Consider the following 15,988-nt stretch of genomic DNA (forward strand, 5'->3'; position numbering starts at 1 on the left):
CTCACGCCGGGCATAGGCCTTGACCGCAATGCCCTCACGGGCAATGGCATTCAAATGAAATTCCCACCAGGCCTGACCCGGCCCTCTGGTTGTTGACATCGGTGACTCCACGAAAAACAAGCGAAGCCGATACGATGCCCCAGGCCAGCAATGTCAACAAGGATGGGGGAAATGGAGCGCGTACTCTTTGCAGTGCAGGCTACCGGCGTATACTTTAAAGTAGGCCGTGCGCCTTAAGCGTAAGCGGCCGGGGAACTACATTCCCCTCCCTACCTCAAGCACAAATTTTTTCAGAAACGGTGTCGACGTCGTCAGTCTGAGGTGCCACCCAGTTGTGCGGCAATAGCTCGTCGATCCGGCTGTTCGGGTGTGTCGGCAGACGCGTGAGCACATCCTTCAGATAGGCGTGCGGATTCACGCCGTTGAGCTTGGCCGATTGAATCAGACTCATGATGGCGGCCGCGCGTTTGCCCGCACGCAATGAACCGGCAAATAGCCAATTGTTGCGACCGATGGCCACGGGTCTGATCTGCTGCTCGATGTGGTTGTTATCGATTGGGATGAATGGATCGTCCAGATAGCGGGTCAGTGCCGCCCAGCGTTTCAGGCTGTAATCCAGTGCCTTGGCCGTGCCGGTGCCATTCAATACCCGCTGGCGTTGGGCCAGCATCCACGTGTGCAGGGCATCGGCCAGGGGCTTGGCTTTTTCTTGTCGTAGCGCCAGGCGTCGGGCGGGAGACAGGGTCGCTACCTCGCGCTCGATCGCGTAAAGTTCGCCAATCAATTCCAGAGCCCGTTGACCCACAGGGCTCTGGTTGTTCTTGTGCAGGTCGAAGTATTTACGGCGCGCGTGGGCCATACAACCAAGCTCGGTCACGCCCTGGCGGAACAAGGCGTTGTAACCCGAGTAATCATCCACAACCAACTGACCTTGCCAGTCCCCCAAGAACTCGCGGGCGTATAGGCCCGCTCGACCTTCATTGAAGTCGTAAATGACGGCCTTCAAGGATTCGAATTGACCCGGGGCGTATGTCCAGAAGTAGGCCTTATGCGTCTTGCCACTGCCCGGCTTGAGCATGCGCACCGGGGTCTCGTCGGCATGGAGGATACGGTGCTGCAAGATACACCGACGCAGGGCGTCGACCAGCGGTTGCAGTTCATGACCGCATTGCCCGACCCATTGGGCCATGCTCGAGCGCGGGATGTGCATGCCGTCGCGCTTGAAGATCGCTTCCTGGCGATACAGGGGCAAATGATCGGCATATTTGGCGATCAGGATCTGGGCCAGCAACCCCACTGCCGCGATGCCCTTGTCGATGATGTACGCGGGCATCGAAGCCTGCGTCATCGACTGGCAGTGTGTACACGCCCAGACCCCACGCACATGACGCTCAACGCTGAGGGTGCCTGGGGTGTAGTCCAGCTTCTCGCTGACGTCTTCCCGGATACGCTTGAGCTGGCAGCCACAATCGCAGGTTGTGGACGCCGGTTCATGGTGGATGGTGGTGCGGGGCAACTCGGGCGGCAAGGCCGCACGGCGCGGTTTATCGCGCGGTTCACCCGCAGCAGGCTGGTTTTTAAGTTTATTAAGTTCGCGCTCGATGGCCTCAAGGTCTTCGCCCACGGCCTCATCGAACAACAACGCCTGTTCACCGCCCAATTGCTCGCTTTTCTGGCCGAACTTGTGCCGGCGCAAGATGGCAATCTCGTGAGACAACGCCGTGATACGCGCCGCTTTGAACGTGATGTCTTGATCTTTGCGTGCATTGGCCAGCATGAGCTGACGCGCCAGTTCGCGCAACTGGTGCGCGTCTAGCTGGTCAAGGTCATCGGGCGTGTTCGTCATCATGAGGCGTAGTGTTACACAGCGCCTGTGCGCCGGCTATTGGCAACGTCCCCGATTGCAGAATGACGATCTTTTAGGGTTAAACCAGACGGATAATGCCAGCCTCACCGATACGCTGCCAAGGCAAGCCCAGCACCAGGGCGTCGAGCTGCTCGTGAGTGAGTGATACGCTGCCATGGCCGTCATTGGACCACACGAAATGGCCTTGATTCAGACGCCGTGCCACCAACCAGACGCCGATGCCGTCATGAACCAATACCTTCATGCGATTGGCCCGTTTGTTGGCAAACACATACGCATGATGCGGATGCGCAGCGCCAAAGACCCGCACAACCCGTGCCAGGGCCGTATCGGCACCGGCCCGCATATCCAGGGGCTCAACGGCTATCCAGACCTGGTCGATACGGATCATGCCATCAATTCCCGCAGTACCTGCGCCAGTGCCTGGCTGTTCGAAGACGGCCAATGCAGGGTGATGTTCATCTGCGCTGCGGTCAGCTCGACCCGCACAGTCGCATCAGCCGTTGGGGTGCGCTGGTGGCGATGCGTTGAGGCGGGCATCAGCGACGAGGTCGACGTTGGCGGCCCCAAAGCAATAAAATCAGGCAACGCCCCCGCAGGTACTGGCACAGTCGCCGGGCCTGTGGCCGTATCGTCAAGGGTATGCAGCCCCAAACGTTCATGTTCGATGACCCATCGACGCAAAAGGTTGGCATTCAGGCCGTGATCAAGTGCGATAGCGGCCAGCGAGGCGCCTCTGCTTAAGCACAGCTGGACCAGTTCGGCCTTGTACGCAGAGGAGTGTTTACGGCGCCGACGCCGACCGTTAGTATCTTGGTGCATACGTGTCCATGGAAAAATAAATGGACACGTATGCTCTAACACAGCGTCAGCGGACTCAAGATGGGGTTGGCTGGACGCTTACCCTTAAGCAGCTGCGCGGTCTCGAATACGGGTAGGCCCATCACGCCGCTGTAGCTGCCTGAAATGCCGGCAATGAACATCGAGGCCTTCTCGATCTGTTTGATAGGGGTGATTACAGAGCTCTTGTCTTATATGAACAAGCGCTTCCCACTTAAGGCGACATAAGTCACATGCCGTTTACGCACGTATTGTCCTCCGACACGCCAGGTAAAGATCATTCCCAGCGCTGCTGGTACGAAAACACGGGTAAGCGCCAGTGAAAGCGGATTGCCAGCATGCGAAACGCCACGCCGCAGCCGAAGCACACCAGCATGGTGATGTTTTCGCCAACCCCAAGCCACTTCATTAACAAGAACAATACGCATACAAACAGCGACACACTGGCGTAAAGTTCGCGGCGGAACACCACAGGTACCTGGTTGCATAAAACATCTCGCATGACACCGCCACTAATACCCGTAAGCATGCCCGAAATAATCACAACGACGATGGGATACTCGAGTGCCAGGGCGATAGTGCAACCAATGACCGAAAACGCAACCAGCCCCAGTGCATCGAGCATCAGGAACAATTGCTTCAGCCGGTGCATGTACCGCGCCACGAGCGTAGTAAGCAGCCCCGCCGACAAGACGATATAGACATACTCGGGGTGTTGCGTCCAGCCTATGGGGTAGTTGCCCAACGTCACGTCCCGGATTGTTCCGCCCCCTAATGCGGTCACAAAGGCAATGACGGCAACGCCGAAGATATCCATGCGCCTGCGCCCGGCAGCTAAAGCTCCCGACATGGCTTCGGCTGTAATCGCGATCAAATAAATGATCAACATCATATTGATGTCGAGGTTGCTGAACGGATGCAGCGTGCTGGATAGACTGTCCATAGAGGTTCTTGGTTGGTTGACGAGTATCAGACCCGTAAGAGAAGGGCAGGTTAAAATATACTCAAATTAATTGCTACTGATGAATTGGAGGGTCTATGACCGAAGCACTACCGCCGGAAGAAAACAAAGGCTTGTCGCTTAAGTGGCTGACGCACATTATTTATGGCTTGTTTGCCTTGGGTGTGCTTAGCGCTGGTTTTATCGGTGTTGCCACTATTGCGGCCATGGTGCTGGCATATTTAAAGCGCAGCGATGCTGCGGGCACAATTTATGCGGTGCATTTCGACTGGGTTATTAAAACATTTTGGTGGGGTCTGCTCTGGGTTGTTGTCAGTGCCTTGTTAACCTTCGTTTTTATCGGTTGGCTTACTGGCCTGGCTGCAGTCATTTGGGTGGTTTACAGGCTAATTAAGGGTTGGCTGGCCTTGCTTGAAGGCAGTGCACCCAGCCCCGAAATCTAACGTACTTTTAGCCAAAAAAAACTGCACCCCAAAGGTTGGCATGGCGTCCAACGTTTGGGGTGCAGTTCGTGGTGCAGGTTTGTTAACGCAAACCTGTACGCCGGTTTACTTCAAATGGGCGCTGACCAGCTTGGTCATTTCAAACATAGATACCTGGTCTTTACCAAAAATAGGGCGCAGTTTTGCGTCGGCATTGATGTTGCGGCGGTTTTTAGGGTCTTGCAGGTCGTTCTTTTTAATGTAGTCCCAAAGCTTTTTAGTAACTTCGGTGCGCGGCAACGGCTCGGCGCCAACAACAGCAGCCAAAGTAGCGCTGGGGGTAAGGGGCTTCATGAATGCAGCGTTGGGTTTACGCGCGGTTTTTGCGGTGGTTGCCATATGTTATTTGCTCCTGTTAGTAAAGGTCAGGCACGAGCATAACGCTTCTTGAGCCCGACAGCAAAAGTGTTTGTACCTTATTTTTCTGAATTACGCATCGGGAAATTCTTTTGGTGAACCCCTGCAACGTTACCATACACGGTGCTTTCGACTAAATACTAACGAGGTATTCATGAGTTCAGACATTTCGACATTGACAATTACACGCCCCGACGACTGGCACCTGCATCTGCGCGATGGCGAGATGCTGCAGTCGGTGGTGGCCGATAGTGCCCGCCAGTTTGCGCGGGCCATTGTCATGCCTAACCTTACGCCGCCGGTGACTACGGTGGCTGCTGCGCATGCGTACCGCGAGCGCATATTGCAGGCATTGGCTGCAAACGGTATCTCCGGCGATGCCTTCCAGCCGCTCATGACACTCTATCTCACCGACAACACGTCGCCCGACGAAATCAACCGTGCAGCCGACAGCGACGTCGTGTTTGGCGTCAAGCTTTATCCAGCCGGCGCAACCACCAACTCCGATGCCGGCGTTACCGATTTGTTGGGTCATTGCACCAAAGCACTAGAAGCGATGCAAGACAAAGGGCTACCGCTGTTGGTGCATGGCGAAGTCACCGATCCGTCTGTCGACATCTTTGATCGCGAAGCCGTCTTTATCGATCGCGTCATGATCCCCTTGCGCAAGGCGTTTCCACAGCTCAAGGTGGTGTTCGAGCACCTGACGACGCAACAAGGCGTTGAGTATGTTCGCGATGCCGAAGGCCCGGTCGGCGCCACAATTACGGCGCATCACTTGCTCTACAACCGCAATGCGCTTTTCCGGGGCGGCATGCGCCCGCATTGGTATTGCTTGCCCGTACTCAAACGGGAGCAACACCGTTTGGCCCTGTTGCAAGCCGCCACAAGCCAAAGCAATCGTTTCTTCTTGGGTACCGACAGTGCCCCTCATGCACGGGGCCTGAAAGAGAACGCTTGTGGTTGTGCGGGTTGCTACACCGCTTTACATGCCATGGAGCTTTACGCCATGGCATTTGATTCAGTCGGCAAACTCGACCGTCTGCAGGCCTTTGCCAGTGAAAACGGCCCGGCGTTTTACGGGTTGCCGCAAAACAAGGGCACGCTGACGCTTCGCCGGGAAGGGTTTACGGTACCCGAGGCTTTGCCAGCCGCAGGCACCAGCCTGGTACCCTTGGCGGCGGGCGAAAGCCTGCCCTGGTCTGTCGTTTACGGGTAAGGTTTCCGCCGGTCCTTCATCGGGCCGTCGTCGCGGTCAGTCTGCCGCCGCTTGCTTGGCTTCGAGCGCTTCCCAGCGCTCGAAGCTTTTGCCAAGTTCGGCTTCTATCGTGGCCAGTTCGCTATTAATTTCGTGCACGCGGTCGGGGTCTTTTGTATAAATTTCGCCATCGGCCAATGCGTCTACCAGGGCGCTCTGGCGGGCTTCCAGGGCAGCAATGGTTTCGGGAAGCGCGTCCAGCTCTTTTTGCTCCCACGATGTAATGCGACCTGCTTTGGCGGGTTTGGCGCGCGATGCCGGCTTAACTGCAGGCTTTGCTGCCGAAGCGTCGCGCTCTGCGACTGACTTATTCTCGTTAGGGGCAAAGACGGGAACGTCGGCGGGGCGTTGCTCAAGCCAGTCGTCGTAGCCGCCGGCGTATTCGCGCCACAGGCCGCCGCCTTCCCAGGCCAGCGTTTGTGTGACTACATTATTTAAAAATGCGCGGTCGTGGCTGACCAGCAAGACGGTGCCTGGGTAGTCTTGCAGCAGCTCTTCAAGTAATTCCAGTGTTTCGATGTCAAGGTCGTTGGTGGGTTCGTCGAGCACCAGAATATTGGTAGGGCGCGCAAACATGCGGGCCAGCACCAGCCTTGCACGTTCGCCACCCGACAGGCTGCTGACCGGCGAGCGCGCGCGTGCCGGTGGAAACAGGAAGTCTTCGAGGTAGCTCATGATGTGTTTGCGCTGGTCGCCGATTTCGACCCATTCGCTGCCCGGGCTGATCGTGTCGGCCAGGGTTGTGTTTTCGTCCAGCTGCGAACGCATTTGGTCGAAGTAGCCAATGGTCAGGTTTGTGCCCAGCTTGACGATACCTTCGTTGGGTTCGAGCTTGCCCAGAATGATCTTGAGTAGTGTTGTCTTTCCGGCGCCATTGGGGCCAATGAGGCCGATGCGGTCTTTGCGCAGAATGACCGTTGTCAGGTCGTTGATCAGGCGCTTGTCGCCGTACCCGTGCGAAACGTGCTGGAGCTCGGCAACCAGTTTGCCAGAACGCTGGCCTTCGGCGACCGCCAAATTGACATTGCCGGAACGTTCTCGTCGTGCCGTGCGTTCGCGTCGCAGTTGCTCCAGTCGGCGGACCCGGCCCTCATTACGTGTCCGGCGGGCTTCAACGCCTTTTCTGATCCAGACTTCTTCTTGCGCCAGAAATTTGTCGAACTTTGCGTTTTGTTCTTTTTCGGCTTCCAGCCATTCGGCTTTGCGTTGTTGCCATTGCGTAAAGTTACCCGGAAAACTGAACAGCTTGCCGCGGTCGAGCTCGACAATGCGCGTAGCGACGGCGTCGAGGAAGCGGCGGTCGTGCGTGATGATGACGACGCTGCACCTGGCGTTTTGCAGCAGCTTTTCTAGCCAGGCGATCCCGATGAAATCAAGGTGGTTGGTGGGCTCGTCAAGCAAAAGCAAGTCGGGTTCGTCGGCAAGTGCTTTGGCCAGGGCAACGCGCTTGCGTGTGCCGCCCGAAAGCCCGACGATGAGCGCGTCGGCGTTAAGGCCAAGCTCATCGATAAGGGCTTGTGCACGTGCCGGCCGTGCCCAGTCTTCAGTTTCCAGGTAGTCGGCGCACAGAACGTCGAGTACGGTCGAGTCCGATGGCAGGTCGGGCTCTTGTTCGACAGTGGCAATTTTCAGGCCGCCAATGCGCATGATATCGCCGTCATCGGGTGTGTTGCGGCCGTCGATCAGTTTTAGCAGCGACGATTTGCCGGCGCCGTTGCGGCCGATCAGGCCGACACGTTCGCCAGACGACAGGGTAAGGTCGGCGTGGTCGAGTAAGGGGTGATGGCCATAGGCCAGTTGGATCTGGGTGAGGGTAACTAAAGGTGTGGCCATAAATGTACTGCGCAAAAGAGCCCAAAAAGAAACAACAGCTATTGTCGCAGTTTGTGGCGATTTGTTCAGTGACCATGGGTTAAAGGGGCTACAATGCGACGGCGGGGCAGGCCGGGCAGTCGCGGTATCGTGTATATCGAGGAAGGTCCGGACTCCACAGGGCAGGGTAGCGGCTAACAGCCGTCCGGCAAGCGGGCGTGAAAACGCTTTCAAGCCGAGGAACAGGGCCACAGAGACGAGTCTGTTGCGTGGGCGTGCATTGCACGCACCGATACGGCAACTTCCGTATGGCGCGGTCGGGTAACCGGCTGCAACGTAGCAGGGTGAAACGCGGTAACCTCTATCCGGAGCAACACCAAATAGGCATACGACGAGCTTTCGGGCTCACAGGGCGGCCCGCCCGAGTATGCGGGTAGGTGGCCAGAGCGCGTCAGCAATGGCGCGCCCAGATGAATGATTGCCCGCCGGGTTTCCCGGCGTACAGAATCCGGCCTACAGGCCTGTCCCGTCTCTTCCGTTTCTTTGCTTTTTCCTGCGCCTGCAGTATCCACGGCTATGCACACCTCGCATAGCGGCTCAAGGCGCTATCCCCTCTGCTCATGTCATTCGCCGGCGCTCGGTGGGCCGGTTGGCGCGTGAGTGTGCGCCATTTTTTTCATTATGGCCGTCTTACGCGCTTATCGGCATGAAATTTCCGAATAAACCACTTCCAGTTGCTGCTGCAATCTATTGATTTAACGGAATATTTTTTTCAAAGAAATTCTTATTTTCGGCTGTAAGTGCTTGTTGTTATTGAAAAAAATGCAATTTAGCGCTTGACCGGTCCAGTTTGATGTCGTAGAGTGGGAAAAAGTAGGATAATGTGCAAAAAAGTGGGGTAAAAATTGTTCCAGGGTTGCAGCGCAATTACGCTCGATGCTAAAGGGAGGGTATCCATACCTACCCGGCATCGTGACGCGCTCGTTTCCCAAGAAGGCGGCAGCCTTACCCTGACGCGCCACCCTGACGGCTGTTTGCTGGTGTATCCCCGCAGTGTCTGGGAAGCGCGCCGCGAACAGATCGCGCGGTTCCCTATTTCGGCGCGCGCCTTGCAGCGTTTGCTGCTGGGTAATGCGCTCGATGTCGATATGGACGGCTCTGGTCGTATTCTGGTGTCGCCCGAATTGCGCCAGGCCGCCGGCCTGACGCGCGACGTCATGCTGCTCGGCATGGGCAGTCATTTCGAGTTATGGGACGCCGAAGCCTGGGCCCGGAACGAGGCCGAGGCGTTGTCTCAGGGCATGACCGATGCCCTCGACGACTTCTCTTTCTAGGGGCCGCCATGACATTTGCTCACCTGCCCGTGTTGCTCGAACCCACGGTCGATGCGCTCGTTAACGAGTCTTTCGATCGCAAGGGGCGTGCGTCGGTTCAGGCGGGCGCGCGCCCGGTATGCGCCAACGGCATTTTTGTCGACGGTACGTTCGGGCGGGGCGGGCATAGCCGGCTGTTGTTGTCTCGCCTTGGTCCCGACGCCCGTCTTATTGTCTTTGATAAAGATCCACTCGCTATCGAAACGGCGCTGGCGCTGCAGCACGAAGACGCGCGCGTCACCGTTGTACACCAGGGGTTTGCGTCCATGGCGCAGGCGCTTGCCGAACTGAATATCGACCACATTGATGGGGTCATGCTCGATCTGGGGATTTCTTCCCCACAAATCGACGACGCCGGGCGTGGTTTTTCTTTTATGCGCGAAGGTCCCTTAGACATGCGCATGGATACGAGCAGGGGTTTGACTGCTGCTCAATGGCTGGCGCAAGTCAGTGTTGAAGAACTTAAGGAGGTCATAGCAAAATATGGCGAAGAACGGTTTGCTTTCCAGATTGCAAAGGCGGTTGTTGCTCGCCGCGAATCCAGGCCGCTGCGCACAACGCTCGACCTCGCCGAGCTCGTCGCCAGTGTCGTCCGCACGCGCGAAAAGGGTCAACATCCGGCCACTCGCACCTTTCAGGCTATACGGATTCACATCAACCAAGAGCTTGAAGAACTCGCGTGCGCCCTCGAGGCAGTTTTAACTTTATTGGCACCGGACGGTCGCTTGGCCGTGATCAGCTTCCATTCGCTCGAAGACCGGATGGTCAAGCAGTTCATCACTGCGGCTTCACGTCCACCCGAAGCGACGGCCCGGTTGCCTATTCCCGAAAAAGATATGCCGCAGCCCGTGCTGCTGTCGCTGGGGCGTGTGCTGCCCTCTGAAGAAGAGGTGGCGACCAACACCCGCGCGCGTTCGGCCGTGCTACGCGTGGCCCAACGCACCGAAACCCTCGTCTTGCCGGGTGATGCAGCGCGGTATGTTAAAGCCTTGCGCCTGTCGTTTAACGAAGCCGGTGTGTCTCCAAAACGGAGGCGGGCATGAATCGCTTGTCGCTTCTGTTTGCCATCGTCCTTATGTTGTCGGCCATCTCGTTGGTGACGGCGCGCTATCAGTCGCGCCAGTTGTTTATTGCCGCCGAGCGGGCAACCGCACGCACACAAGAGCTGGACATCGAGTGGCGGCGTCTGCAACTTGAACGCGCCGAGCTGGCGCGCAACGCCCGGGTCGACGAACTTGCCCGTAACGATCTGCAAATGGTGGTGCCCCGTCCGGCGGGGACTATTTATATTAAAGACAATCGGGTGGTGGCCAATCCGTTCCTTAAAGGCGGGGCCAAGCCATGAAACGCTTCCGCTTTTACGACAGCCCTGTACTGAACATTCAGATGCCGCTCTGGCGATCACGGCTGGTGCTGGTGCTAATGCTGCTGGGCTTTGTGGCGTTGGTCGCCAAGGCCTTGTATTTGCAGGGCCTGTCTAATGACTTTTTGCAAAAACAGGGCGAGCGTCGCTACGAAAAGACGCTGGTGTTGCCTGCAATGCGTGGCAAGGTGTTTGATCGAACCGGCAAGGTTGTATTGGCCTCCAGCGTCCCGGTCAAGGCTATCTGGACTGTGCCTGAAGACGCCCAAAATGCCCGTCCCGAGCAACTCGCGCAAATGGCGGCCTTGCTCGATATGCCGGTGGCCGACATCAAGGCTCGTCTTGCCAACGTCGATAAGAATTTCGTGTACGTCAAGCGTCAGGTGGCGCCTGACGTTGCCGAGAAAATTCGTCAATTAAAAGTGCCTGGCATTCATTTGCAAGACGAGGTGCGTCGCTTTTACCCCGAGGGCGATATGACCGCCCACGTGCTGGGCTTTACCAATATCGAAGACCGCGGCATTGAGGGTATTGAGTTGACGTTCAACGATGCCCTTTCCGGGCAACCGGGCAGTCGTCGTGTCATTAAAGATCGCTTGGGGCGTATCGTCGAAGACGTGCAGGCTGCCGTGCCGCCAATGCATGGCAAAGATCTGTTTTTGTCGCTCGATGTCGGCATTCAGTTTGATCTTTACTCGGCATTGAAAAACGCAATGCAAGAGCACAAGGCAACAGGCGCGGCCGGTGTGGTAATTGATGTGCGTACTGGCGAAATTCTGGCCCTTGCCAATTTGCCGGCGTACAACCCGAACGATCGGGGCAGCCGCTCGGGCAACGAACTGCGTAACCGGGTCATTGTCGACACATTCGAGCCGGGCTCAATCATGAAGCCCTTTACCGTGGGTCTGGCGCTCGATTTGGGGCGTATTCGCACCTCCACCCAGTTTGATACCGGCGATGGTAAATATCGCTATCACGGTGCAACTATTTCTGACGTTTCCCGTAACGGCGTTATTGATGTGGCGGGCGTGTTGCGTCGCTCAAGCAATATTGGCATGACGATGATTTCCGAAAAGCTGAGCTCGCAGGAAATGTGGACCAAGTTCACACAGCTGGGCTTTGGGCGCGCGCCAGATGCGAATTTTCCGGGCGTCGCTTCGGGCCGCTTGCGCCCCTGGGAACGGTGGCGCCCGATCGAGCGGGCCACCATGTCGTACGGATATGGTCTTTCGGTGTCGTTACTTCAAATTGCGCATGCTTACAGCGCTTTTGCTCGTAATGGCGATATGGTCTCCATGACCCTTTTGCGTCGTCAAGGCAAACAACCGACCAGTGTTCAGGTATTTACCCCTGAAACGGCCAAGTCGGTTCGGGCCATGCTCGAGGCGGCGGCCGGCCCCGATGGCGCGAAACTGGCGCAGGTGCAAGGCTATCGCGTTGCCGGTAAAAGCGGCACGGCGCGCAAAATTGTGAACGGCAAGTACAGCACCAAGCAGTACCGCAGCTCGTTTGTCGGTTTTGCGCCGGTTTCAAATCCGCGCATTGTGGTGGCTATTTCCATTGATGAGCCGCAATCGGGTGTTTATTACGGTGGGCGTGTTGCCGCACCGGTATTTGCTAATGTAGTGGCCAGCAACTTGCGTCGTATGGGGGTGCAGCCCGATGCACCAATCGATTCCTTGGTAGCCGTAGGCCCGAAAGAAGGAGCCGCCCGATGACTGCCCAGGATCTCGTCAAACAACTCAAGTCGATGGTCGGCGACCGCGCGCATGCTTGTCTCGATTCGCGCCAGGTCCGTGCGGGTGATGTCTTTTTTGCGTGCCAGGGGCGGACGACCGACGGACGTCAGTTCGTGGGCCAGGCGGTTCAGGCCGGCGCGGCCGCGATTGTCGTTGCCGATGTGTCCGGGGATGCCTATGCCGGTTTTAATGTGCCAGTCATCGCTGTGCCAGGGCTGCAGGCTATGTTGGGCCAGATCGGCCACGAATGGTACGAGCAGGCGTCGACCGCACTTACGGTTATTGCAGTCACCGGCACAAACGGAAAGACATCGACGGTTCAGTGGTTGGCGCAGGCCCTGAACGCCGAGGGTGTGTCGTGCGGCACAATTGGCACGCTGGGCGTGATGCTGCCCGACGGCACAAACCTGGGGGCTTCCCTGACAACGCCTGACGTCTTGTCGGTGCATCGTTGTCTGGCGGCGCTGCGCGATTCGGGTGCGCGCGTAGCGGCCATCGAAGCGTCGTCAATTGGTATGGAGCAGGGCCGGCTGCAGTCGGTTTGCATAGAAATTGCCGCGTTCACCAACTTGACGCACGACCACCTCGATTACCACGGCACTGTCGAAGCCTACTCGGCTGCCAAGCAGCAATTGTTTGCCTGGCCTGGTTTGCGCGCTGCCGTCATCAATGCGGACGATGCCGTAGGCAGGCAATTTGCCCGGTCGTGTCAGGCGCAGCAAATCGATACCTACTCAATTGAAGGTGATGCCGCTGCGAGCATTCGGGCCGCTGACATTCAAACAGGCTCGCACGGGGTGATTTTCAATCTGTCGCTGGCGCAGGGTGTCGCCCAGATCATGACGCGTTTGGTGGGTCGCCACAATATTTCGAACTTGCTGTTGGTTGCCGGTGTGTTGCAGGCGTTGGGCTGGCCGCTGTCGAAAATTGCCAGGGCATTGGGCCAGCTTAAGTCCGTCGAGGGCCGTTTGCAGTTGGTAGAGCCGCATGACTGTGGAGCGCCCGAGATGGCCTTGCCCATGGTGGTTGTCGATTACGCACATACGCCCGATGCCCTGGCACGCGCGCTGGATGCGCTTCGCGATGTAGCGAAAGCGCGTTCGGGCAAGCTTGTTGTAGCGTTTGGTTGTGGTGGCGATCGTGACCGCGCCAAGCGCCCCATGATGGGTGAAATTGCCGAGCGGCTGGCCGATCAGGTCATCTTAACCAGCGACAATCCGCGCACCGAATTGCCCGGCCAAATTCTCGAGGCCATCGCTTCGGGCATGCAGGCGCGACCGCTCGTTATTGCCGATCGGGCCGATGCCATCTTGTCGGCCGTGTGGCAGGCGCAGGCTGCCGATGTGATTTTGTTGGCAGGCAAGGGTCATGAAACCTATCAAGAGATTGACGGTGTCAGGTTACCGTTTGATGACCGGGAGTGGGCACAGGCGGCCCTGGCGTTGTTGCAGGGCGTATCGGTTTCAACTGACTCGCGCGCCATCGAACCCGGACAGCTTTTTCTGGCGCTTAAGGGCGAGACCTTCGATGCCCATGATTATCTGGGTCAGGTTGCGCAGGCGGGTGCCTGCGCAGCAATTGTCGCCGAGCGCCAGCCCGACATCGCCATGCCGCAAATTGTGTTGGGTGACACCCATGCAGCGCTGACACGCCTGGGCCGGGGTTGGCGCCGTCGTTTTCATTTGCCTGCAATTGCCGTGACCGGCAGTAATGGCAAAACCACGACTAAAGAAATGGTGGCCTCGATTTTGAGGGCGTGGGTGGGTAACGACGATGCGCTGGCCACATCGGGTAACTACAACAACGATATTGGTGTGCCTTTAACGCTGTTGCGTTTGCGGGCCCATCACAGGGCGGCCGTTTTCGAGCTGGGGATGAACCACCCGGGCGAAATCGCGCATCTGGCCGAACTGGCACAGGCAGGCGTTGCGCTTGTTAATAATGCGCAACGAGAGCACCAGGAGTTCATGCATACGGTCGAAGCCGTTGCGCGTGAAAATGGTGCGGTGATTCAGGCGCTGCCAAGCGATGGCGTAGCTGTGTTCCCGGGTGACGACGCGTACAGCGCGTTATGGTCGGCGTTTGCCGGTCAGCGTCGCAGCTTGCGGTTTGGCCTGGCTGATGCATTCGAGGTCTATGCCGACCATATCCATGCCGAACCGGCGGGTACCTGGTTTACGTTGCACACCCCGCGCGGTATGGCGACGGTGCAGCTGTCGGCGCCGGGTCGCCACAATTTAAGTAACGCTTTGGCGGCGGCCGCATGTGCGGTTGCGGCTGGCGCCGGGCTTGACGCGATAGTCGAGGGCTTGCAAGCCTTCAACCCGGTTAAAGGGCGGATGCAACCTCACCCGTTACCTGACGGCCATCAGCTTATCGACGACAGTTACAACGCCAACCCCGATTCGGTGCGTGCGGCCATCGACGTGCTTGCCAGTCTGGCGGGGCGCAAGGTGCTGGTCTTGGGAGGGATGGCCGAGGTCGGCGAGAACGGCCCTGCCATGCATGCTGAAGTGGGCGCGTATGCCCGATCACAAAATATCGATTATTTGCTGACGCTGGGTGGCGCGGCTCGCGACTGCGCCACAGCGTTCGGCCCGGGCGCAGCAACGTTCGACACTGTCGACGACCTGGTCGCGCATCTGGTGGCGCTGACGCCGGCACATGTGCTGGTCAAGGGGTCTCGCAGCAGCCGCATGGAGCGCGTTGTTCAGGCATTTCAAAAACAAAAAATATCCGTAAACGAGGGATCCGATCATGCTGCTTGAACTTGCACGCTGGTTATCCGAGTCGCCGCACTTTCGTGCGTTTGGTGTTTTCGAATACATCACCTTGCGGGCCGTGCTGGCCTGCGCCACCGCATTGCTGATTGGCCTTGTCGCCGGGCCAGCGGTCATTCGCAAGCTTACCGCTCTGAAAATCGGGCAGGCCGTACGTAGTTATGGGCCTGAAAGCCATCTGGTCAAAACAGGAACGCCCACGATGGGGGGCGCCTTGATTCTGATTTCAATCGCTGTCAGCACCTTGCTGTGGGCCGACTGGACGAACCGGTTTGTCTGGGTCGTGTTGCTGGTTACCTTTGGTTTTGGCTGGATTGGCTGGGCGGACGACTACAAAAAGGTGGTGCATCGCGACCCCGAGGGTATGTCGTCACGCCAGAAATTTTTCTGGCAGGCCCTGATCGGTATTGTCGCCGCGGTGTACCTGGCTTTTGCAGTGTCGGCGCCGGCCAATGCCGAGCTTTGGCCGCTGTTTCTCGACTGGGTGGCTAGCGGGTTTACCATGCCGCTGCCGACACGCGCCGATTTGATTGTGCCTTTTTTCAAAAGCGTTAGTTATCCGTTGGGTGTTTTCGGCTTTGTGGCATTGACCTGGTTTGTCATCGTGGGATCAAGCAACGCCGTCAATCTGACCGACGGTCTTGACGGTCTGGCCATTATGCCCACTGTCATGGTGGGCAGCGCGCTGGGTATCTTTGCTTATGTTGTGGGTCGCGTCGATTACTCGAAGTACCTGCTCTTTCCTTATATTCCGGGCGCCTCAGAGCTGATGGTGTTATGCGCAGCCATTGCCGGAGCGGGTTTGGCGTTTTTGTGGTTCAACACGTACCCGGCCCAGGTTTTTATGGGCGACGTAGGCGCTTTGGCGCTTGGCGGTGCGTTGGGCACAATCGCCGTCATTGTGCGTCAGGAAATCGTGCTTTTCATTATGGGCGGTGTGTTCGTCGTCGAAACATTGTCGGTCATGATTCAGGTCACGTACTTCAAGTACACCAAACGAAAGTACGGGCAAGGGCGACGAATATTCCGAATGGCACCGTTGCATCATCATTTTGAAGTGGGTGGCTGGAAAGAAACCCAGGTAGTGGTTCGGTTCTGGATCATCAGCATGATGCTGGTGCTGATCGGTTTGGCTACTTTGAAATTACGTTGAGGT

General features: G+C 57.5%; 14 protein-coding genes, 1 other RNA gene and 1 pseudogene. 9 read left to right on the forward strand and 7 right to left on the reverse strand.

Translation table 11 applies throughout. The features are described 5' to 3' along the window. Positions 1-274: 274 nt before the first annotated feature. The 5 genes and pseudogenes from tnpC to GTU67_RS10545 form a co-directional block, all read right to left on the reverse strand. On the reverse strand, positions 275-1,846 hold the full coding sequence (gene tnpC / locus GTU67_RS10525) for an IS66 family transposase (RefSeq protein WP_185780153.1): 1,572 nt from the start codon (positions 1,844-1,846) through the stop codon (positions 275-277). A gap of 79 nt (positions 1,847-1,925) precedes the next feature. Continuing rightward, complete coding sequence (gene tnpB, locus GTU67_RS10530) at positions 1,926-2,258, reverse strand: IS66 family insertion sequence element accessory protein TnpB (RefSeq protein ID WP_185780031.1); 333 nt, start codon at positions 2,256-2,258, stop codon at positions 1,926-1,928. Further along, complete coding sequence (locus tag GTU67_RS10535) at positions 2,255-2,689, reverse strand: transposase (protein ID WP_185780032.1); 435 nt, start codon at positions 2,687-2,689, stop codon at positions 2,255-2,257. The genes tnpB and GTU67_RS10535 overlap by 4 nt, the downstream gene beginning before the upstream one ends. A gap of 35 nt (positions 2,690-2,724) precedes the next feature. Beyond that, positions 2,725-2,859 (reverse strand): annotated as a pseudogene (locus GTU67_RS10540) (septum formation inhibitor Maf); the annotation flags it as partial. Positions 2,860-2,984: 125 nt separating this feature from the next. Further along, entirely contained in the window at positions 2,985-3,650 is a 666-nt protein-coding gene (locus GTU67_RS10545) for a trimeric intracellular cation channel family protein (RefSeq protein ID WP_249417684.1), read from the reverse strand. 95 nt (positions 3,651-3,745) lie between these two features. Between GTU67_RS10545 and GTU67_RS10550 the strand changes: the two genes are divergently transcribed. Beyond that, positions 3,746-4,111, forward strand: a complete 366-nt coding sequence (locus GTU67_RS10550; protein ID WP_185780034.1) for a DUF4870 family protein — start codon at positions 3,746-3,748, stop codon at positions 4,109-4,111. A gap of 105 nt (positions 4,112-4,216) precedes the next feature. Here GTU67_RS10550 and GTU67_RS10555 read toward each other — a convergent pair whose 3' ends face one another. Then, positions 4,217-4,489, reverse strand: a complete 273-nt coding sequence (locus tag GTU67_RS10555; protein WP_185780035.1) for an SWIB/MDM2 domain-containing protein — start codon at positions 4,487-4,489, stop codon at positions 4,217-4,219. 172 nt (positions 4,490-4,661) lie between these two features. On the opposite strand from GTU67_RS10555, the gene pyrC reads away from it, so the two are divergent. Continuing rightward, complete coding sequence (gene pyrC / locus GTU67_RS10560; RefSeq protein ID WP_185780036.1) at positions 4,662-5,726, forward strand: dihydroorotase; 1,065 nt, start codon at positions 4,662-4,664, stop codon at positions 5,724-5,726. A 36-nt stretch (positions 5,727-5,762) separates the two neighbouring features. On the opposite strand, the gene GTU67_RS10565 is transcribed toward pyrC, so the two are convergent. Continuing rightward, positions 5,763-7,598: an ATP-binding cassette domain-containing protein gene (locus tag GTU67_RS10565; RefSeq protein WP_185780037.1), complete on the reverse strand. Its 1,836-nt coding sequence runs from the start codon at positions 7,596-7,598 to the stop codon at positions 5,763-5,765. Positions 7,599-7,701: 103 nt separating this feature from the next. On the opposite strand from GTU67_RS10565, the gene rnpB reads away from it, so the two are divergent. The 7 genes from rnpB (at position 7,702) to mraY (ending at position 15,985) form a co-directional block, all read left to right on the forward strand. Then, positions 7,702-8,109, forward strand: an RNA gene (gene rnpB, locus GTU67_RS10570) — RNase P RNA component class A. A gap of 373 nt (positions 8,110-8,482) precedes the next feature. Then, positions 8,483-8,911 carry a division/cell wall cluster transcriptional repressor MraZ gene (gene mraZ / locus GTU67_RS10575; RefSeq protein WP_185780038.1) on the forward strand — a complete coding sequence of 143 codons (429 nt, stop codon included), beginning with the start codon at positions 8,483-8,485 and terminating at the stop codon, positions 8,909-8,911. Between the two features lie 8 nt (positions 8,912-8,919). After that, positions 8,920-9,993: a 16S rRNA (cytosine(1402)-N(4))-methyltransferase RsmH gene (rsmH, locus tag GTU67_RS10580; RefSeq protein ID WP_185780039.1), complete on the forward strand. Its 1,074-nt coding sequence runs from the start codon at positions 8,920-8,922 to the stop codon at positions 9,991-9,993. Beyond that, positions 9,990-10,295: a cell division protein FtsL gene (gene ftsL / locus GTU67_RS10585; RefSeq protein ID WP_185780040.1), complete on the forward strand. Its 306-nt coding sequence runs from the start codon at positions 9,990-9,992 to the stop codon at positions 10,293-10,295. The genes rsmH and ftsL overlap by 4 nt, the downstream gene beginning before the upstream one ends. Further along, positions 10,292-12,031, forward strand: a complete 1,740-nt coding sequence (locus tag GTU67_RS10590; RefSeq protein WP_185780041.1) for a peptidoglycan D,D-transpeptidase FtsI family protein — start codon at positions 10,292-10,294, stop codon at positions 12,029-12,031. The genes ftsL and GTU67_RS10590 overlap by 4 nt, the downstream gene beginning before the upstream one ends. Next, positions 12,028-14,820, forward strand: coding sequence for a bifunctional UDP-N-acetylmuramoyl-L-alanyl-D-glutamate--2,6-diaminopimelate ligase MurE/UDP-N-acetylmuramoyl-tripeptide--D-alanyl-D-alanine ligase MurF (murF, locus tag GTU67_RS10595; RefSeq protein WP_185780042.1), 2,793 nt, complete (start codon positions 12,028-12,030; stop codon positions 14,818-14,820). Before GTU67_RS10590 ends, murF begins: the two co-directional genes overlap by 4 nt. Then, entirely contained in the window at positions 14,810-15,985 is a 1,176-nt protein-coding gene (gene mraY, locus GTU67_RS10600; protein ID WP_185780043.1) for a phospho-N-acetylmuramoyl-pentapeptide-transferase, read from the forward strand. Before murF ends, mraY begins: the two co-directional genes overlap by 11 nt. Positions 15,986-15,988 lie beyond the last annotated feature (3 nt).

The sequence above is a fragment of the Pusillimonas minor genome (assembly GCF_014237865.1).
Taxonomy (GTDB): Bacteria; Pseudomonadota; Gammaproteobacteria; order Burkholderiales; family Burkholderiaceae_B; genus Neopusillimonas; species Neopusillimonas minor.